Below are 18,950 nucleotides of genomic sequence, written 5' to 3'. Positions count from 1 at the left end.
CGCAAAAATCTGCGGGCAGCTTGGTTTCGGAAGGAGACCTGCCATGACCCGGATCACTTACCTTGATTGCCTGAAACCTTCACTTCTGTTTGTGCTGATCTTGTTGGCAGCAATGCTGCGCGCCTTACCTGCTCCGGCCGCTGGCACTGAAACGCTAACAGTCGCCGGTGGCTGTTTCTGGTGTGTGGAATCCGATTTCGAATCCGTGCCCGGCGTGATCGGCGCGGTCTCGGGCTATACCGGTGGCAAGACGGATAGCCCCACCTATGATCAGGTCTCAAAAGGCGGAACGGGGCATTACGAGGCGGTCCAGATCACCTTCGATCCCGCCCGCGTTTCCCGTGCAACCTTGCTGAACATGTTCTTCCGCTCAGTCGATCCCACGGATGCGGGCGGCCAGTTCTGCGATCGCGGCGACAGCTATCGCACAGCAATTTTCGTCTCTAACAAAGGGGAAAAGGCGCAGGCACAGCAAGCCAAGACCAGCGCACAAAACGCGCTGGGGCAGACTGTGGTCACGCCGATCCTGCAAGCCGGAACGTTTTTTCCAGCCGAGGCGTATCACCAGGATTATTACAAGGGTAGCAAGCTGGTATTGACCCGCTTTGGCCCCAAGCGCCAAAAGAACGCCTATAAGGCCTACCGCGAAGCCTGCGGTCGCGATGCGCGGGTCAAACAATTGTGGGGCAACGAAGCGCCCTTTGCGGGGTCCTAGTCAAACTGCGCTTCGCGCACCTCTTTCAGATCAGGAATGACATCTGCAGTGCCGTGCCGCGTGACCATCAGGGCCGCGGCACGGTTTGCTTGGGTAATCGCCTGCGCCATCGGCATACCCCGGTCCATTCCAGCCAACACATAGCCGGTGAATGTGTCACCTGCCCCGGTGGTATCCACAGCGTTGACCTTATGGGCCTGAAACGCTTGGGGTTGATGATCTTGCTGATAATAGCGCGCACCTTTTGAGCCAAAGGTGACGATCACATGTTCGATCGGCAGGTCTGAAGGGGCGAGACCCGTTGCATCCTGCAATTGCTCGGCCTCGACTTCGTTGAGGATCAGAAAATCCAGATACGGTAGAACCGCTTGAACTGCGTCTGCCTGAAATGGGGCGGCGGCGTAGCAGACAGTCAGCCCCATTTCGCAACCTAGTTTAGCGGCCTCAATCTGTGCATTGGTTTCGTTCTGCATCACCAGCAGATCACCAGAAACAGCCGAGGACAATGCCTGCCCAAGTTGGTCGTTCGAGATGGCATGGTTGGCGCCTTGATACAGAACGATCAGGTTTTCACCCTGCGCATCTACTGCGATGATGGCGTGACCGGTCGGCACATCCACCTCGGCAATATGCCGCGTGTCCACGCCATATTCGGTCAGCCGGTCCCGTGCCCAAAGGCCATCCGAGCCCACCGCGCCGATATGGGATACCCGCGATCCGGCTCGTGCAGACGCCACAGACATGTTGGCGCCCTTGCCACCCAGAAACCTCTGTAGCCCACTGGCCGCCAGTGTCTCACCCGCTTCGGGCAAATGCGGCAGGGCATAGACCATATCCGCGTTGATTGAGCCAAGGTTCCAGATTGTCATGATTTACCCGATATCGCAGGAGGCCAGGATGGCCATGTTCAGAATGTCATTTGCGGTCGAGACCGTCGAACAGATCTGGATCGGCTTGTCGACGCCGGACAGGATCGGGCCGATCACGGTGGCGCCGCCCATTTCCTGCATCAGTTTGGTCGAAATCGAGGCCGAGTGTCGTGCAGGAACAATCAGGATATTGGCTGGTCCGGTCAGTCGTTGGAACGGATAGGCTTCCTGCTGATCAACATTCAGGGCGACATCAACCGTCATCTCGCCTTCGTACTCGAAATCGACGCCGCGCTCATCCAGCACCGCCGGGGCGCGGTGCATCTTCTCAGCACGCTCAGACACCGGGTAACCGAAGGTCGAGAAACTGACAAAGGCCGCCCGGGGCTCTAGCCCCATGTGGCGCGCCACGGCTGCGGCGCGTTCAGCGATATTGGCCAGATCGTTCTCGTCCGGCCATTCATGCACCAGCGTATCACCAATCAAGACAATCCGTCCTTTGTGCAGCAACGCGGTAACCCCAGCCGCGCCATGGGCGGCATCGGCGTCAAACACATGGTTGATACGGTCCAGCACGTGCGCCGACTTGCGTGTGGCCCCGGTCACCAGACCATCCGCATGACCATGCGCCAGCATCAGAGACGAAAACACATGCCGATCCCGTGCAGCGAGGCGGTGAATATCTTTGTGATCAAAGCCCTTACGCTGCAGGCGCTGATACAGAAAATCCTTATAGGCCTCGAGATGCGCGGTATTGGCGGCATTCACCACATCAATTTCACGCACCGCGTCCCCAAGACCAGCGGATTCGAGCTTTACCTTTACGTCGTCTGGCCGGCCCACAACCAGAGCCTTACCAAAGCCCGAGCGTTGGTACATTACGGCCGCGCGCAATACGCGCGGATCGTCTCCCTCGGCAAAGATCATCCGGCTTTGCGCCTGACGCGCCCGCGCGTTCAAGCCGCGCAGGATGCTGGCCGTCGGGTCCATGCGGGATTTCAGGCTCAGCTCATAAGCGTCCATATCGATGATCGGACGTCGCGCCGCGCCGGTATCCATACCAGCCTTGGCAACCGCAGGCGGGATACGGTGGATCAGGCGCGGATCAAAAGGCGTTGGAATGATGTAGTCGCGCCCAAAAGTCAGCGACTTGCCATAGGCCATGGCAACCTCATCCGGAACATCTTCACGTGCCAATCGCGCCAGAGCATGGGCGCAGGCGATTTTCATCTCGTCATTGATCGCACGGGCATGAATATCCAGCGCACCGCGGAACAGGTAAGGAAAACCCAGAACGTTATTCACCTGATTCGGATAATCGCTACGGCCCGTCGCGACGATCGCATCAACGCGCACCTCGTGCGCCTCTTCCGGGGTGATTTCCGGGTCAGGGTTCGCCATGGCGAAAATCACCGGATTGTCAGCCATGCTGGCGACCATGTCTTGTGTCACCGCCCCTTTGACCGACACGCCCAGAAATACATCCGCATCCTTCATGGCCTCTTCCAAAGTGCGAAGATCAGTCGTGATGGCATGGGCCGACTTCCACTGGTTCATGCCCTCGGTCCGGCCCTGATAAATCACGCCTTTGGTGTCGCAGACGATGCAATTCTCGTGCCGTGCACCCATGGCCTTGAGCAGTTCGATACAGGCAATTCCTGCAGCGCCTGCCCCGTTCAGGACGATTTTTACATCTTCGATCTTTTTGCCCGAGATGTGCAATGCGTTAAGCAGGCCCGCCGCACAAATCACTGCTGTGCCATGCTGGTCATCGTGGAAGACCGGGATATCCATCTCTTCCTTCAGGCGTTGTTCGATGATGAAACACTCGGGCGCTTTGATGTCCTCAAGGTTAATTCCGCCAAAGGTCGGGCCCATCAGGCGCACAGCGCGACAGAACTCGTCCGGGTCTTCGGTATCCAGCTCGATATCGATCGAGTTCACATCAGCGAACCGCTTGAACAGGACCGATTTGCCTTCCATCACCGGTTTTGAGCCCAGCGCACCCAGATTTCCAAGGCCCAGAACGGCGGTACCGTTCGAGATCACGGCAACAAGATTGCCTTTGTTTGTATAGTCATACGCCGTCTCTGGTGCTTCAGCGATGGCTTCACAGGGAACCGCAACGCCAGGGCTGTAAGCTAGCGAAAGATCGCGCTGCGTGGTCATGGGTACGGTGGCCTGCACCTCCCACTTGCCGGGGGTCGGGTCGAGGTGAAAGGCCAGCGCCTCTTCTTTGGTGATCTTCGCTTTGGGCATCTTACAGGTCGTTTCCATGACTTTGGGGCTTTTGCCTCATAACGCAGGCGGGGCCGCGCCTCAACGAGAATGAGTTTTCACCTTTTACTGAAGATGCGGGATTTGTAAGGTCGCGCCCGGAACACGCCAGAAGGGGGCCGAATTTGTCCACAGTCACGCCGATGATGGCGCAGTACCTTGAGATCAAAGAGGCTCATGCAGATGCCCTGCTGTTTTATCGCATGGGTGACTTCTACGAGATGTTCTTCGAGGATGCGGTGAACGCGGCTGAGGCGTTGGATATCGCGCTGACCAAGCGCGGCAAACACAATGGCGACGATATCCCGATGTGCGGCGTGCCGGTGCATTCTGCCGAGGGCTACTTGCTGACCTTGATCCGCAAAGGATTCCGCGTCGCGGTCTGCGAGCAGATGGAAAGCCCGGCGGAAGCCAAGAAAAGAGGCTCTAAATCGGTGGTAAAGCGCGGTGTTGTGCGTCTGGTGACGCCCGGCACACTGACCGAAGATGCCCTACTAGAGGCGCGGCGGCACAACTTTCTGGCCGCCTATGCCGAGGTTCGGGACGAAGCTGCGCTGGCCTGGGCCGATATCTCAACCGGTGCGTTTCACGTGATGCCGCTGACGTCAATCCGGTTGAGCCCTGAACTCGCTCGGCTGGCCCCATCTGAGCTGATCGTAGCCGATGGGTCCGAGGAAAAGCTGCATGAAACCGTCATGGACCTTGGCATATCGCTTACGCCTGTCGGGCGCGCCAGTTTTGACAGCGCTGCAGCCGAGAAACGCATCTGCGGGTTGTTTCACGTGGGCGCTCTGGATGCATTCGGGAACTTCGGGCGCGCCGAGGTTTCGGCCATGGGCGCGCTGATCGAATATCTGGAGATCACGCAAAAGGGCAAACTGCCCCTGCTGCAAACTCCCCTGAAGGAATCCGAGGATCGCGTGGTTCAGATCGACGCCGCAACGCGACGCAATCTGGAACTGACCCGGTCGCTGTCTGGTGGGCGCACCGGGTCGCTGCTGTCCGTGGTCGACCGAACAGTAACGCCAGGTGGCGCAAGACTTCTGGAACAGCGACTGTCCAGCCCCTCGCGTAATCTGGATGTGATCCACGCCCGACTGGACGCAGTATCTTTAGCGGTCGAAGATAACCTGATCGCCTCAGATCTGCGCGAAGCTTTACGCAAAACACCCGATCTGGATCGCGCTCTGTCTCGTCTTTCGCTGGATCGAGGCGGCCCGCGTGATCTGGCCGCTATCCGCAATGGATTGGAACAAGCCGCAACAATCGCCGAAACCTGTGCCTCACAGGATCTGCCTGTTCTGCTGGCCACTGCCGTCCAGAACCTTGTCGGATTTGACGATCTGTTGGCTTTGCTGGACGAAGCATTGGTTGCCGATCCACCCTTGCTGGCCCGCGATGGCGGCTTTATCGCCCCCGGGTTTGATACCGAATTGGACGAAGCGCGCACCTTGCGTGACGAAGGCCGTTCGGTCATCGCAGGTTTCCAACAGAAATACGCCGAGCATACCAGCATCACGTCACTGAAGATCAAACACAACAATGTGCTTGGCTACTTCATCGAGACCACGGCAACCCATGCCGAGAAAATGTTGAACCCGCCATTTAGCGAGACTTATATCCACCGCCAAACCACCGCCAATCAGGTGCGCTTCACCACGGTGGAGCTGTCCGAGATCGAAACAAGGATTCTGAATGCCGGAAATCTTGCGTTAGAGATCGAAAAACGGCTCTATCAAAGGCTTTCTGGGGCTATTCTGGATATTGCCGCACGGCTAAATCAGGCTGCGCGCGGGCTGGCTGAGCTGGATTTAACCACTGCACTCGCCGATCTGGCTCGCGGCGAAAGCTGGTGCCGTCCAAAGGTCGACGGGTCACGCGCATTCGACATCAAAGGAGGCCGTCACCCGGTGGTCGAGCATGCCCTGAGGCAGCAAAGCGGCGATGCTTTCATCGCCAACGACTGCGATCTGAGCGCCGATGCAGGCGCTGCAATTTGGTTGCTCACCGGTCCCAACATGGCCGGTAAATCAACCTTCCTGCGCCAGAATGCGCTGATCGCCCTACTGGCGCAGATGGGCAGTTATGTTCCGGCAGAACGGGCGCAAATCGGATTAGTCAGTCAATTGTTCAGCCGCGTCGGAGCGTCAGACGATCTGGCGCGGGGCCGCTCGACCTTTATGGTCGAAATGGTCGAAACCGCAGCCATCCTGAATCAGGCCGACGACCGCGCGCTCGTAATCCTTGATGAGATCGGCCGAGGCACCGCGACCTACGACGGCCTTTCCATTGCCTGGGCCACACTGGAACACCTACACGCGGCAAACCAATGCCGCGCATTGTTCGCCACCCACTACCACGAATTAACTGCACTCGCTGGAAGTCTGAACGGTGTAGAAAACGCGACCGTTGCAGTCAAAGAATGGGAGGGTGAAGTCATCTTTCTGCATGAGGTACATAAAGGCGCTGCCGATCGGTCTTACGGCGTCCAGGTTGCACAATTGGCTGGCTTGCCCACCTCGGTCGTGGACCGCGCCCGTATCGTGTTGGATCAATTAGAAAAAACCGAACGTGAAGGCGGTAAGCAGAAAGCACTGATCGACGATCTGCCCCTGTTTTCAGCTGCGCCGCCGCCTCCCCCGGCGCCAAAAACCTCGCCCGTTGCTGATATGCTGGAAACCATCCTTCCAGATGAACTCAGCCCCCGCGAAGCCTTGGACTTGATCTACAAACTGAAAGAGGCGGCCAGATCCTGACCGCCTCGAACCCGGTTGACCCAGGAACTGTTCAGCTTGCGGGCGTTGACGACACCCCAACCTGCGCCGGTCTCAACAACCTGTCGTGCAGCATGAAGCCTTCTGCCGACACCTGAATGATGTCGCCGGCCTTGGTTCCGGGCACAGGGGCCTCGAACATCGCCTCATGCACATTCGGGTCGAACCTGTCCCCGACCTGAGGCGTAATCACCTCAATCCCATGCTTCTGGAACACATCCTTCAGCGCGCGCATGGTCAACTCGACACCTTCGAGCAAGCCGGCGGCAACCTCTTTCTGCTCATCCGTTGCGGCCTCAAGCGCGCGTTTCATATTGTCGTAAACCGGAAGCATGTCGCGGGCCAGTTTTGACCCGCCATACTGTTCCGCATCCCGACGCGCCTTGTCGCCACGCTTGCGCGCATTTTCGGCATCGGCCAGCGCACGCATGAACTTGTCTTTGTAATCATCGCGCTCAGCACGCAGTTGATCGACCTCAAGCGCCTCATCGCTGATCTCAGCAAAATCTTCGGCAAACTCTTCCGCCTCGGCGGACATGATGTCGTCCAGAAAATCTTCGTTCTTGGGCTCTGCCATCTCTTACCCTCTAGCTCCGGTCGGAAATCAGCTTGCCGACCAGTTGCGCCGTATAATCCACGATTGGTACGATTCGCCCGTAATTCAGACGTGTGGGTCCAATGACCCCAACCGCACCGATTATCTTACGATCAGCGTTCATATATGGAGACACCACCAAAGAGGAACCCGAAAGTGAGAAAAGTTTGTTCTCAGAGCCAATAAAAATGCGCACACCTTCGCCTTCTTCGGTCAATTCAAGGAATTCGGCGATATCGCGTTTGCGTTCAAGGTCGTCAAACAGGGTGCGGATTCGATCAAGTTCTTCTGCCTGACCCGGCTCATTTAACAGATTCGCCCGCCCGCGCACGATCAGCCGGGCCGAGTCGCCGCCGTCCCCGTCCCAAGCGGCAATGCCGCTCTCGACCATCTCACGCGCCAGAACATCGATTTCCTGTTTCCGCGCGTCGATCTGCGACAGCATCTGCCGCCGCACTTCGCCAAGCGTTCGACCTTCGATCAGTGCATTCAGAAAATTGGCTGCCTCGCGCATCGAACTGGGTGTTTGGCCAGGCGGAGGTGTAAACAGCCGGTTTTCCACCTGCCCGTCCGAAAACACCAAAACCACCAAGGCCCGGTCATGCCCAAGCGAGACGAACTCGATATGCTTGATCTCGGCCTCATGCTTTGGCGTCAGAACCAGCGAAGCCCCTTGTGTCACGTGTGATAGCGCCGCGCCGACGCGATCGAGCATACCACCCACATCGCCTGCGTTAGAGCCTAGTGTTTCGTCCAGCTTCTGCCGATCATCCGCACCCAGATCGCCCATTTCCAGCAAACCGTCCACGAACATGCGCAGCCCCTGCTGTGTTGGAATTCGACCAGCGCTGACATGCGGACTGTCGAGCAAACCCAGAAATTCAAGATCCTGCATCACATTGCGTACGGTCGCAGCACTGACTTTCTCGGACAATGTGCGCGTCAGAGTCCGGCTGCCCACGGGTTCACCGCTTTCCAGATAGCTTTCGACAATCAACCGGAACACCTCACGCGACCGGTCATTCATCTCGTCCAGAATTTTGCTTGCTTCGCTCATCGGCGGCCCTCTGCTGGATCGTCATTAAATCGCAGGCAAATGAAAGGTCAATCGGGCTTGCATCGTAACGCCGCAGGACGGTATCCCCAACCCAGCAGATAAAGGATTTCTCATGCGACCCTCAGGACGTGATCTAAACGAAATGCGCGCCGTTTCAATTGAAACGGGGTTCACCAAACATGCCGAAGGCTCTTGCCTGATCAAGATGGGCGACACCCATGTGCTGTGCACCGCCACAATCGAGGATCGCGTGCCACCGTTCATCAAAGGCTCGGGCCTGGGCTGGGTCACCGCTGAATATGGCATGCTGCCCCGTGCGACCAATACGCGGATGCGGCGCGAGGCTGCCAGCGGCAAGCAAGGCGGACGCACCGTGGAAATCCAGCGCCTTATCGGCCGCGCCTTGCGCGCCGGTGTAGACCGGGTTGCCTTGGGAGAACGGCAGATCACTGTTGACTGCGATGTCATTCAAGCCGATGGCGGTACCCGCTGTGCTTCAATCACCGGCGGTTGGGTGGCACTGCGCCTTGCCGTAAACAAGCTGATGAAAACGGGCGATGTGATATCCGACCCTTTGTTAGACCCTGTCGCGGCCGTTTCCTGCGGAATTTATGCCGGCCAACCCGTGCTGGATCTGGACTATCCCGAAGACAGCGAAGCGGGCGTGGACGGTAACTTCATTATGACTGGCTCGGGCAAGCTGATCGAAGTGCAGATGAGCGCCGAAGGATCCGTTTTCAGCCGCGCGCAAATGGATCAACTGATGGACCTGGCCGAGAAAGGCGTGGGTGAACTTGCTGCTGCCCAGAAAGCTGCAACCGCATGACTCGCAGGTTCGAAGGTGATCGACTGCTGGTCGCCACCCACAACAAAGGCAAGCTCGAGGAGATGGCGCATCTGCTTGAGCCCTTTGGCGTAACGGTTGTCGGCGCGGGCGAAATGAACCTGCCCGAACCGGAAGAGACCGAGGACACTTTCGTCGGTAACGCCCGGATCAAGGCCCACGCAGCTGCAAAGGCGACCGGCCTACCTGCCTTGTCGGACGATTCCGGGATCACCATCGATGCATTGGATGGCGCACCCGGTGTTTACACCGCCGATTGGGCCGAAACCAGCAGTGGCCGCGATTTCCTGATGGCGATGACTCGCGCCCATAATGAGCTAGAGGCGAAAGACGCCCCCCTCCCGCGTATGGCCCAGTTTCGCTGCACTCTGGTTCTGGCCTGGCCCGACGGGCATGACGAAGTGTTCGAGGGCGTCGCGCCCGGTCACCTGACTTGGCCGATCCGTGGCAAGGACGGGTTCGGCTATGACCCGATGTTTGTCCCTGAGGGGCACGACATTACCTTTGCCGAAATGGATCGATGGGAAAAGAACAAGATCAGCCATCGCGGGCGCGCGGTGGAGATGTTCGTGAAAGGCTGCTTTGGCGGATGATTGGCGAAACGGGGGCTTTGGCCTTTATGTGCATTGGCCCTTTTGCGAGGCCAAGTGCCCCTATTGCGATTTCAACAGCCACGTTTCCAAGAATATTAATCAAAAACAATGGCTTGAGTGTTATCTTAGTGAACTGAGCCGCTCGGCCATCGAAACTCCTGACCGGGTTTTGAACACAATCTTCTTTGGCGGCGGAACTCCATCACTGATGGCCCCCGAGACCGTCGCCACCATCATCGACAAGGCCCGCGCCCTTTGGCGATCGGCCAACGATATGGAAATCACGCTTGAGGCCAATCCAGGCTCGGTCGAGGCCGGGCGGTTCGCGGCCTATCATGATGCGGGCGTGAACCGCATCTCGATGGGTGTTCAGGCCTTGAACGACGATGACCTGCGTCGTCTGGGGCGCATTCACACGGTTGCCGAGGCTCGCGCTGCCTTCGATATCGCGCGCTCTTGCTTTGACCGTGTGAGCTTTGATCTGATCTATGCCCGCCAGCATCAAACTCTGGACGCCTGGCGTGCTGAGCTGACCGAAGCCCTATCGATGGCAGTTGATCACCTGTCGCTATACCAACTGACCATCGAGGAAGGCACGGCGTTTGGTGATCGCTATGCCCTGGGCAAGCTGCGCGGTTTGCCCGAGGATGACAACGCTGCGGATATGTATCTGGCGACGCAGGAAATCTGCGAAGCGCATGGGCTGCCTGCCTATGAGATCTCAAACCACGCCCGGCCCGGAGCGGAATCACGGCATAACCTCATCTATTGGCGCTATGGTGACTACATCGGTATTGGACCCGGCGCACACGGTCGGATCACCCTGGATCGCCGGAAATTCGCGACGGAAACTCATCTTTCACCAAACAAATGGCTGACGGCTGCCTCCAATGGGCACGGCGAAAGCAATCGGTTCGAGCTTAGCCAACGTGAACAAGCCTCAGAATACCTTATGATGTGTCTACGTTTGGTCGAGGGCCTAAATATAGACAGATACACTCTGCTTGCAGGTGAAGAGCTTTCGCATGACAAACTTGATTCGCTGATCGATCTGGGCATGCTAACCCTTGATCGCAATCAATTGCGCGCCACTTCAAACGGGCGCGCCGTGCTCAACGCGGTAATCCGAGAGCTGTTGGAGTAACAGATGCAATTTCTCTGGGCCGGATTGGGGTTATTATGCGTTGCGCTTGCCATGATCGGAGTCGCTATGCCGCTGCTGCCGACGGTGCCATTTCTTCTGTTGGCCGCGTTCTTTTTTGCTCGCTCATCGTCACGGCTGCATAACTGGTTGCTGAGCCATCGAACCTTTGGCCCCATGATCGTCGATTGGCAAAGCTCTGGCGCAATCAGACCCGGCGCAAAAAAGGCGGCCACCCTTTCGGTTGCCGCCGTATTTGGCTTATCGGTTCTACTGTCGGTTCCTTCTCACGTCCTGATCATTCAGGCCATTGTGCTCAGCGCTGTGATGCTCTTTATCTGGACCCGACCTAACGGCTGAGCTTTGCGCACAGATCATCCAACTGATCCAGGTTCTCATAAGCCAACACAACCTGCCCGGATTCAGATCCGGCCTTATGGTTGATCGTCACCTTCATCGCCAGAATCGCAGACAAATCCTTTTCAAGTGCTCGGGTGTCTGCGTCCTTCCCAGCATTCAGATTTCTGGATTTCGGAGCCGGCTTATCCGTCCCACCTTGCTGCTTTTTCACTAATGCCTCGGTCGCACGCACCGAAAGGCCCTCACGAACCACCTGTTTCGCCAGCTCCGATGGGTTTTCTGCCGTGATTAACGCCCTTGCATGACCGGCGGATAATTTTCCTTCTATTACAAGGGATTGCACGTCCAATGGGAGTGACAAAAGACGCAGCAGATTAGCGATATGGCTTCTGCTTTTACCAAGCGCTTCGGCCAGCTTTTCTTGCGTGTGACCAAATCGATCCATCAATTGCTTAAAGCCTGCCGCCTCTTCCACCGCGTTCAGATCTGCGCGCTGAATGTTCTCGATAATCGCGACCTCAAGCACTTCGGTGTCATCAAATTCGCGAACAATAACTGGAATATCATGCAGTTGCGCCATCTGCGCAGCACGCCAGCGCCGTTCACCCGCAACGATTTCGTATTGGCCGCCATCGATGCTGCGGACAATCAGCGGCTGGATAATACCCTTTTCCTTGACCGAGGCCGCAAGCTCATCCAATTGCTCTTGCGCGAAACGGCGGCGCGGCTGATCTGGGTTCGCCTGCAGTTTTTCGATCGGTACCGTGAGATCCGGACGGCGGGGTTCAGATACAATCCGACCGTCAGCTTCTGGTGCGACATCAGCCATCAACGCAGATAGCCCGCGACCTAATCCTCGGGGTTTTCCTTTCCTGGCATTCATGTTGCCCTCCTCACGGCCACTTAAATGGCTATCTTGTTGTTCTTGTGCATAACCTCTCGGGCCAAATGCCGGTACGCCATCGCCCCAAGCGAACCCGAATCATATTGCAGCACAGGAAGCGCGTAAGATGGTGCCTCGCTGACCCGCACATTTCTGGGTATCTTGGTTTTAAATACCATCTCACCCAGATTGTCACGCGCATCCTTTTCGACCTGACGGGACAAGTTGTTGCGGTTGTCATACATCGTTAACACAACACCTTCGATTCTGAGGTCAGGATTAGCGGTCTGACGAACCTCGCGAATGGTCAACATCAATTGTGACAGCCCTTCCAGCGCAAAGAACTCACTTTGCAATGGAACAAGGACGGAATGCGCTGCTACCATTGCGTTTACGGTGAGCAGGTTCAAGGACGGCGGACAATCAATCAGCACAAAGTCCAGATTGAAGGCATCAATTGCAGTCTGTCGAAGCGCGTCATGCAGCAAATAACTGCGCTTTTCATTCGAGATCAGCTCAATATCTGCCGAGCTGAGATCTACGGTCGCCGGAACCACAAAAAGATTACCGATCTCGGTCTCCTGCACCACAGCTTCCAATGGTGCATCGTCGAGAAGAAGATCATATGTCGTCCAGTCGCGATCTTCGACCCCTAGACCCGTAGAGGCATTTCCCTGAGGATCGAGATCGACCACAAGAACCTTGCATCCGGCCTCGGCCAATCCGGCTGCGAGATTGATCGCTGTAGTGGTTTTCCCGACCCCGCCCTTTTGATTGGCAACCGCGATAATCCGAGGCCCAGCAGGACGAGACAGATCAACCACGTGCAACTCCTTTGATTTTCAGGATAACGGATTGGGGTTCTGTTGAACTCTTAATGGGTTCAGCCTCGAATTTCCATTCTTTGCGCGCATCTTCCAGCTCTTTTTTCCAGGTTGCGCCTTTTGGCAACAACGCTGTACCGTTTTTACTTAAATGCCTGTCACAAAATGACATTAGAGTGGTCAGATCAGCCAGAGCCCGAGCTGAAAGCACGTCCGCATGCAAGGGATCAATGGCTTCAATTCGACGAGAGATCACGGAACAATTGGCGCCACTCTCTCTGGTCACACTTCGAAGAAATGCGGATTTACGTTGGTCGCTTTCGACTAATGTGAAACGCGTTTCAGGTGCAAATTCAATTGCCATGATGGCGCAGACCATGCCAGGAAAGCCGCCTCCGCTGCCTAAATCCACCCAATGATCTACGCGATCTGCGTTCTGAAAAACTTGAATGGAATCTTTGATATGGCGAATCCAAATCTCTTCAAGACTATTTCTTGAAACCAGATTGATTTTTGGGTTCCATTTTTCAAGCAGAGATACATAGATCACCAGGCGTTCGAATGTTTCACGTGAAACATCCAGAGCCTCCGCAGAAACGGCGTTCTGATAACTCATGCTTTTCTGGCTTTCACATCGCGCCTGAGCTTCGCCAGGACGAGGGTTAAAGCCGCAGGTGTGACACCTTCAACCCGACTCGCCTGCGCAATATTCGCAGGCTTCGCCTGCGATAGCTTTTGCTTCATTTCATTCGACAGACCATCAAGCGCAAAATAATTGAAATCCCGAGGAATTTCATGCGCCTCATCGCGCTTCATTGCTTCGACATCCCGTTGTTGGCGCGCAATATAGTTTGCATACAACGCATCGCGCTCGACCTGACGGCGAATTTCATCGTCTGTATTCTGTAGATCGGGTTCGAGTAAAACCATGTCTTCAAACGATACTTCTGGAAAAGCAAGAACCGCCATTCCATCGCGCCGGTTTCCGTCCTGATTTATGCTGATACCAGCTTCGCGAATTTGCTTTGGCGTATATGTGGTCTCTGTCAGTTTGTTCTTTGCCTTTACAAGTTTTTCTGATTTCGCAGCAAAAACCTTGCGGCGGAGTTCACCCACACAGCCCAACTGCTCACCAATCGGAGTCAGTCTTTGATCTGCGTTGTCAGCACGAAGTGATAGGCGAAACTCTGCACGGGATGTGAACATCCGATAAGGCTCGGCAACGCCCCGAGTTGTCAAATCGTCAATCATCACGCCAATATAGCTGTCTGAGCGTGTAAAATGTATTGGCGCACGTCCCTGTGTTTCCAGAGCTGCATTCAAACCTGCAACGAGGCCTTGCGCGGCCGCTTCCTCATATCCTGTGGTCCCATTGATCTGTCCTGCAAGATATAGACCAGGAACATCGGGCACAGACAAAGACGCAGATAGAACGCGCGGGTCAACGTAGTCGTATTCAATCGCGTATCCGGGTTGTAGGATTACCGCGCTTTCCAATCCTACGATGGATTGGACATATTCGACTTGTACATCTTCGGGCAAAGACGTTGAAATCCCGTTTGGGTACACCGTATGATCCCGCACGCCTTCTGGTTCCAGAAATATCTGGTGTGACTCCTTTTCCGCAAATCGGACGATTTTGTCTTCGATTGAAGGGCAATATCTGGGACCAACACCATCAATATGACCTCCATACATTGCTGATCGCGATAGATTTTTCTCGATTATTCCGTGCGTCTGAGCATTGGTATGAGTTATTCCACAGGCGATTTGCGGCGCCGTCACCGCTTGGGACATGAATGAAAACAGTGTTGGCTCTGCATCGCCATCCTGTCGTTCAAGTATATCCCAATTTATGGTTCGTCCGTCCAACCTCGGTGGCGTACCTGTTTTTAGTCGTGCCGTAGGCAAATCAAAGGCATCAAGGCGTTCAGCCAGCCTGATCGATGGGCGATCCCCCAAGCGGCCACCTGGTTTTGAAACGTCCCCTATGTGGATCACGCCGCGCAGAAATGTACCCGACGTCAGGATAACTGTCTGCGCGGGGACCTCGGATTCATCTGCCAGTTTAACACCGGTGACGCGGTCGCCATCCATTAGGAAATCAACCACTTCCCCGGTAATCACCGACAGATTGTCTTGTTTTTGCGTTTCCCCCGCCATTGCTGCCCGATAAAGGGCTCGATCCGCCTGCGCCCTCGGCCCTTGAACGGCCGGTCCTTTACGCCGATTCAATAGACGAAACTGAATACCGGCACGGTCCGCCACGCGCCCCATTACGCCATCTAGTGCATCGATCTCGCGGACTAGATGCCCTTTGCCCAACCCACCTATTGCTGGATTGCAAGACATGACACCGATGTCCCGTTCGGAAAGAGTGACTAGTGCTGTGTTCGCACCCATCCGTGCTGCAGCATGTGCGGCTTCTGCACCTGCATGTCCGGCACCGATGACGACAACATCAAATTTCGAATGTTTCACGTGAAACACTCCCTATTTTCCCAGACAGAAACTTGCGAAGATTTCATCCAAAAGGGTCTCGACATCAATCCTGCCAACCAGAGACTCAAGCGACCGAATGGCCGTCCTTAGTTCTTCAGCAGCTATATCATACATATCTGGGCCTGATTCCAGAACAGCTTGCGCAGCGGCAAGAGAGTCAGCTGCTTTTGTCATCGCAACGCGATGGCGTTCCCGCGTTGCAATACCATGACTAGCAGTTTGGGCTATCAATACACGCGATATGTTGTCTATCAGCTGGTCAATCCCCTGCCCGGTTTTCCCTGATATGCCGCCGGCAGAAGGCCCACGTAGGTCAGATTTTGGCAGAACATGAATGTCTTCCGTCTGCCTCGGCACACCTAAGTGATCAGGGTCATCCGTCAGAAACACCCGCAAATCAGCGGCCTCTGCCCGCTTGCGCGCCAGTTCAATTCCAAGGTTTTCAACGTGATCTTCGGTCTGTCTCAAACCAGCCGTATCCAACAGCGTGACAGGCAGTCCGTCCAAATCCATGCGAACTTCGATTACATCGCGGGTTGTCCCGGCATATTCTGAGGTGATTGCGGCTTCCCGCCCTGCCAACGCATTCAGCAAGGTCGATTTTCCTGCGTTCGGAAGACCAACTATGGCGACCTCAAAGCCGGTGCGAATGCGCTCGGCGATCCGAACACCTTTGGCTTCTTGGGTCAATTCGGCCATCACACCAGAGATCAACGTCCGAACCTCAGGTGATACATCTGTCGGCACCTCTTCATCAGCAAAATCAATCACGGCTTCCAACAAGGAGGCCGCGCGGATCAGATCACGCCGCCAACTTTCTGCCAATGTGCCCAAAGCACCAGCCAAAATCGTCTGTGCTTGTTTCCGTTGTGCTTCGGTTTCTGCATCAATCAGATCAGCAAGGCCTTCGACCTGCGCCAGATCCATCTTGCCGTTTTCCAGTGCACGACGCGTGAACTCACCAGGTTCGGCCAGCCGAAGATCGTCCATATCCGAAAGAGAGGTCAGCACAGCGTTGACTGACGCCATACTTCCGTGAATCTGAAGCTCGGCCACGTCTTCGCCGGTAAAGCTGGACGGGGCCTGAAACGTCAGAACCAAGCCCTCATCCAACCGCGATCCATCCGACGCGCAGAGTGTTCGTACTGTCATTCCACGCCTTGGCAGGCCCCCGCCAGACAACTCATTGGCGGAGGCATATGCCTGCGGACCAGAAAGCCTGATCACAGCCACGCCTGCTTTGCCCTGGGCGCTGGCCAGGGCGAATATCGTATCCATTGATAGCCCCCGCGTCAGTGCCAGCACCTTGTCAGGTGTTCATTGAATCGAAGAACTCGCCGTTCGTCTTAGTTTGTTTCAACTTCGACAACAGGAACTCGATTGCATCTGTTGTGCCCATCGGATTGAGGATGCGGCGCAGAACGAATGTCTTGGCCAAATCGCCCTTGTCGACCAGCAGATCCTCTTTCCGGGTGCCGGATTTGAGGATGTCGATTGCCGGGAACACGCGTTTGTCTGCAATCTTACGATCCAGAACGATTTCCGAGTTACCAGTGCCCTTGAATTCTTCGAAGATCACTTCGTCCATGCGGCTGCCGGTATCGATCAGGGCGGTGGCGATGATGGTCAGCGAACCACCTTCTTCGATGTTCCGCGCAGCACCAAAGAAGCGCTTGGGCCGTTGCAGGGCATTTGCATCCACACCACCGGTCAGAACTTTACCCGAAGATGGCACCACAGTGTTGAATGCCCTACCAAGTCTTGTTATCGAATCGAGTAGAATAACAACATCTCGTTTATGTTCGACCAGGCGCTTAGCCTTTTCGATGACCATTTCCGACACGGCCACGTGGCGAGTCGCGGGTTCATCAAAGGTCGAAGACACAACTTCACCCTTCACCGAGCGTTGCATGTCAGTCACCTCTTCCGGGCGTTCGTCGATCAGCAGGACAATCAGATAACACTCCGGGTGGTTCTGTTCGATGGAATGCGCGATGTTCTGCAGGATCACCGTCTTACCAGTCCGCGGCGGTGCCACGATCAGCGATCGCTGACCTTTACCAATCGGCGAAACCAAATCGATCACGCGAGCAGACTTGTCCTTGATGGTCGGATCTTCGATTTCCATCTTTAGACGCTCATCCGGATACAGAGGCGTCAGGTTGTCGAACAGAATCTTGTGTTTGGCCTTGTCCGGATTTTCAAAGTTGATCTTGGTGACGTTGGTCAGCGCAAAGTAACGCTCGTTTTCATCGGGCGCTTTGATCTCACCTTCAACCGTATCTCCGGTGCGCAGCGAATGCTTGCGGATCATATCAGGCGAAACATAGATGTCATCCGGTCCGGGTAGATAGTTCGCCTCGGGCGAGCGCAGAAACCCGAACCCGTCTTGTAGAACCTCCAGCACGCCGTCGCCGCCGATGGTCCAGCCCTCATCCGCACGTTCGCGCAGAATCTGAAACATCATCTCGCCCTTGCGCATGGTTGAGGCGTTTTCGACCTCAAGCTCCTCGGCCATGGCCAGAAGGTCTTTGGGGCTTTTGGCCTTCAGATCGGCCAGATTCAGGGATTCAGTTGTCATGATGATACGAACCTCGGCCGCTTGGATCGCGGCACCAGAGTGGAATTTCAGAACGGAAGATACCTCGCCCGGACGGGCGCGTTACGCGTTAGATAAGCGCTTACCTAAGAAGAGTCAAACAGGCCCTCAGAACTTCACAACGACCGCTAGAACGATAACAACCATTAAAACGGTCGGAACCTCATTCATCATGCGGTACTGCTGCCCAGTCAGCTTATTTCGCCCCTCAGCAAAGTCCTTGCGCCGAGCCATAAGCCAATGGTGAAACCATGTCATGCCGATCACTGCTGCGCCTTTGACCCACGGCCAGCTCCAATCCCATCCGACAATACCAGGCGTGAAAACCATGATCAGCCCGCAAATCCAGGCCACGACCATTGCGGGGCGCATGATCACACGCAGCAGCTTTTCTTCCATTTCAAAGAAAATCTGTTGCGCACCCTCTACGGCTTGCGCCTTTTCAACGTGATACACGAACAATCTGGGCAGATAGAATAAACCAGCCATCCATGAAATCACGGCCATGATGTGCAGCGATTTCACCCAAGGGTATATTGCGAAAAGAATATCGGTCATTGGGTATTCCGGGCTTACCTGAACCCCTCCTAATAAAAAAAATAAGAAAGAAAAAGGATGATGGTTTTGTAGGGAGGTCAAATTCGGTGGATTACTTTTTTGTCCTGCCTTTTTCCCCAGGTGGAAAAAGTGAAGCACATCGGCGCAGAATCTGTTGATCAAGTAAAAAATTGATTAATAACAATAAATTATGAGATAAAAGTTCAGGCTGAATTGTGGATAACCATTGGAACAATCCGGGACGGGATGCTTATCCGAGTATTCCAACTTATCCTTGTCCCGTCTGGACAGGATCCGGGCGACTCGGGGAAGTCTTGCGCCAAATTCCCGGGGTTGCGTGTCAACCGGAAAGCCATACA

The 18,950-nt window shown here is 55.5% G+C and carries 17 protein-coding genes; 6 read left to right on the top strand and 11 right to left on the bottom strand.

Going from position 1 to position 18,950, the window contains the following annotated elements:
• Positions 1-43 precede the first annotated feature (43 nt).
• The gene (gene msrA, locus ACR0I1_RS18525; protein WP_480707507.1) at positions 44-715 is read left to right on the top strand and encodes a peptide-methionine (S)-S-oxide reductase MsrA; all 672 of its coding nucleotides are present in this window, start codon (positions 44-46) and stop codon (positions 713-715) included.
• On the opposite strand, the gene ACR0I1_RS18520 is transcribed toward msrA, so the two are convergent.
• Together ACR0I1_RS18520 and ACR0I1_RS18515 are read right to left on the bottom strand one after the other, a co-directional pair.
• Positions 712-1,584 (bottom strand): ribokinase, encoded by an 873-nt coding sequence (locus ACR0I1_RS18520; protein ID WP_480707506.1) that lies wholly within the window; start codon positions 1,582-1,584, stop codon positions 712-714. The two genes, msrA and ACR0I1_RS18520, sit on opposite strands and share 4 nt — an antisense overlap.
• 3 nt (positions 1,585-1,587) lie before the next feature.
• Complete coding sequence (locus ACR0I1_RS18515) at positions 1,588-3,843, bottom strand: NADP-dependent malic enzyme (protein ID WP_170664236.1); 2,256 nt, start codon at positions 3,841-3,843, stop codon at positions 1,588-1,590.
• 161 nt (positions 3,844-4,004) lie between these two features.
• On the opposite strand from ACR0I1_RS18515, the gene mutS reads away from it, so the two are divergent.
• On the top strand, positions 4,005-6,617 hold the full coding sequence (gene mutS, locus ACR0I1_RS18510; protein WP_480707538.1) for a DNA mismatch repair protein MutS: 2,613 nt from the start codon (positions 4,005-4,007) through the stop codon (positions 6,615-6,617).
• A gap of 31 nt (positions 6,618-6,648) precedes the next feature.
• On the opposite strand, the gene ACR0I1_RS18505 is transcribed toward mutS, so the two are convergent.
• Together ACR0I1_RS18505 and hrcA are read right to left on the bottom strand one after the other, a co-directional pair.
• Complete coding sequence (locus tag ACR0I1_RS18505; protein ID WP_170399405.1) at positions 6,649-7,212, bottom strand: nucleotide exchange factor GrpE; 564 nt, start codon at positions 7,210-7,212, stop codon at positions 6,649-6,651.
• Positions 7,213-7,222: 10 nt separating this feature from the next.
• Positions 7,223-8,287, bottom strand: coding sequence for a heat-inducible transcriptional repressor HrcA (hrcA, locus tag ACR0I1_RS18500; protein ID WP_170399408.1), 1,065 nt, complete (start codon positions 8,285-8,287; stop codon positions 7,223-7,225).
• Positions 8,288-8,399: 112 nt separating this feature from the next.
• Here hrcA and rph point away from each other — a divergent pair, with 112 nt between their 5' ends.
• From rph to ACR0I1_RS18480, 4 genes are read left to right on the top strand one after another with little or no spacing between them, the layout of a single operon-like run.
• A complete protein-coding gene (gene rph, locus ACR0I1_RS18495; RefSeq protein ID WP_170399411.1) occupies positions 8,400-9,113 on the top strand; it encodes a ribonuclease PH in 714 nt (237 codons plus the stop codon).
• The gene (gene rdgB, locus ACR0I1_RS18490; protein WP_480707504.1) at positions 9,110-9,724 is read left to right on the top strand and encodes an RdgB/HAM1 family non-canonical purine NTP pyrophosphatase; all 615 of its coding nucleotides are present in this window, start codon (positions 9,110-9,112) and stop codon (positions 9,722-9,724) included. The genes rph and rdgB overlap by 4 nt, the downstream gene beginning before the upstream one ends.
• Entirely contained in the window at positions 9,714-10,868 is a 1,155-nt protein-coding gene (hemW, locus tag ACR0I1_RS18485; protein WP_480571637.1) for a radical SAM family heme chaperone HemW, read from the top strand. Before rdgB ends, hemW begins: the two co-directional genes overlap by 11 nt.
• Before the next feature lie 3 nt (positions 10,869-10,871).
• Positions 10,872-11,225, top strand: a complete 354-nt coding sequence (locus ACR0I1_RS18480) for a YbaN family protein (protein ID WP_480707503.1) — start codon at positions 10,872-10,874, stop codon at positions 11,223-11,225.
• Here the strand turns inward: ACR0I1_RS18480 and ACR0I1_RS18475 are convergent.
• The 7 genes from ACR0I1_RS18475 to hemJ form a co-directional block, all read right to left on the bottom strand.
• Positions 11,215-12,108, bottom strand: coding sequence for a ParB/RepB/Spo0J family partition protein (locus ACR0I1_RS18475; RefSeq protein ID WP_170399423.1), 894 nt, complete (start codon positions 12,106-12,108; stop codon positions 11,215-11,217). The genes ACR0I1_RS18480 and ACR0I1_RS18475 overlap by 11 nt on opposite strands.
• Before the next feature lie 20 nt (positions 12,109-12,128).
• Positions 12,129-12,932 (bottom strand): AAA family ATPase, encoded by an 804-nt coding sequence (locus ACR0I1_RS18470; protein ID WP_170466742.1) that lies wholly within the window; start codon positions 12,930-12,932, stop codon positions 12,129-12,131.
• Complete coding sequence (rsmG, locus tag ACR0I1_RS18465; protein WP_480707502.1) at positions 12,925-13,548, bottom strand: 16S rRNA (guanine(527)-N(7))-methyltransferase RsmG; 624 nt, start codon at positions 13,546-13,548, stop codon at positions 12,925-12,927. Before rsmG ends, ACR0I1_RS18470 begins: the two co-directional genes overlap by 8 nt.
• On the bottom strand, positions 13,545-15,413 hold the full coding sequence (gene mnmG, locus ACR0I1_RS18460; protein WP_480707501.1) for a tRNA uridine-5-carboxymethylaminomethyl(34) synthesis enzyme MnmG: 1,869 nt from the start codon (positions 15,411-15,413) through the stop codon (positions 13,545-13,547). Before mnmG ends, rsmG begins: the two co-directional genes overlap by 4 nt.
• A gap of 12 nt (positions 15,414-15,425) precedes the next feature.
• Positions 15,426-16,712 (bottom strand): tRNA uridine-5-carboxymethylaminomethyl(34) synthesis GTPase MnmE, encoded by a 1,287-nt coding sequence (gene mnmE / locus ACR0I1_RS18455; RefSeq protein WP_480707499.1) that lies wholly within the window; start codon positions 16,710-16,712, stop codon positions 15,426-15,428.
• Between the two features lie 31 nt (positions 16,713-16,743).
• On the bottom strand, positions 16,744-18,015 hold the full coding sequence (gene rho / locus ACR0I1_RS18450; protein ID WP_170399438.1) for a transcription termination factor Rho: 1,272 nt from the start codon (positions 18,013-18,015) through the stop codon (positions 16,744-16,746).
• Between the two features lie 126 nt (positions 18,016-18,141).
• Positions 18,142-18,591, bottom strand: coding sequence for a protoporphyrinogen oxidase HemJ (gene hemJ, locus ACR0I1_RS18445; RefSeq protein WP_480707498.1), 450 nt, complete (start codon positions 18,589-18,591; stop codon positions 18,142-18,144).
• Positions 18,592-18,950 lie beyond the last annotated feature (359 nt).

Source organism: Ruegeria sp. B11 (genome assembly GCF_056539785.1).
This window is presented reverse-complemented; position numbering and strand designations above follow the sequence as displayed.

What these genes read in the sequence shown, in the direction of transcription:
- rho (WP_170399438.1), bottom strand. Translation starts at nt 18,015, where the DNA reads ATGACAACTGAATCCCTGAATCTGGCCGATCTGAAGGCCAAAAGCCCC.
- mutS (WP_480707538.1), top strand. Translation starts at nt 4,005, where the DNA reads ATGATGGCGCAGTACCTTGAGATCAAAGAGGCTCATGCAGATGCCCTG.
- ACR0I1_RS18505 (WP_170399405.1), bottom strand. Translation starts at nt 7,212, where the DNA reads ATGGCAGAGCCCAAGAACGAAGATTTTCTGGACGACATCATGTCCGCC.
- ACR0I1_RS18475 (WP_170399423.1), bottom strand. Translation starts at nt 12,108, where the DNA reads ATGAATGCCAGGAAAGGAAAACCCCGAGGATTAGGTCGCGGGCTATCT.
- rdgB (WP_480707504.1), top strand. Translation starts at nt 9,110, where the DNA reads ATGACTCGCAGGTTCGAAGGTGATCGACTGCTGGTCGCCACCCACAAC.
- rsmG (WP_480707502.1), bottom strand. Translation starts at nt 13,548, where the DNA reads ATGAGTTATCAGAACGCCGTTTCTGCGGAGGCTCTGGATGTTTCACGT.
- mnmE (WP_480707499.1), bottom strand. Translation starts at nt 16,712, where the DNA reads ATGGATACGATATTCGCCCTGGCCAGCGCCCAGGGCAAAGCAGGCGTG.
- msrA (WP_480707507.1), top strand. Translation starts at nt 44, where the DNA reads ATGACCCGGATCACTTACCTTGATTGCCTGAAACCTTCACTTCTGTTT.
- ACR0I1_RS18515 (WP_170664236.1), bottom strand. Translation starts at nt 3,843, where the DNA reads ATGCCCAAAGCGAAGATCACCAAAGAAGAGGCGCTGGCCTTTCACCTC.
- ACR0I1_RS18480 (WP_480707503.1), top strand. Translation starts at nt 10,872, where the DNA reads ATGCAATTTCTCTGGGCCGGATTGGGGTTATTATGCGTTGCGCTTGCC.
- hemJ (WP_480707498.1), bottom strand. Translation starts at nt 18,591, where the DNA reads ATGACCGATATTCTTTTCGCAATATACCCTTGGGTGAAATCGCTGCAC.
- hrcA (WP_170399408.1), bottom strand. Translation starts at nt 8,287, where the DNA reads ATGAGCGAAGCAAGCAAAATTCTGGACGAGATGAATGACCGGTCGCGT.
- ACR0I1_RS18520 (WP_480707506.1), bottom strand. Translation starts at nt 1,584, where the DNA reads ATGACAATCTGGAACCTTGGCTCAATCAACGCGGATATGGTCTATGCC.
- rph (WP_170399411.1), top strand. Translation starts at nt 8,400, where the DNA reads ATGCGACCCTCAGGACGTGATCTAAACGAAATGCGCGCCGTTTCAATT.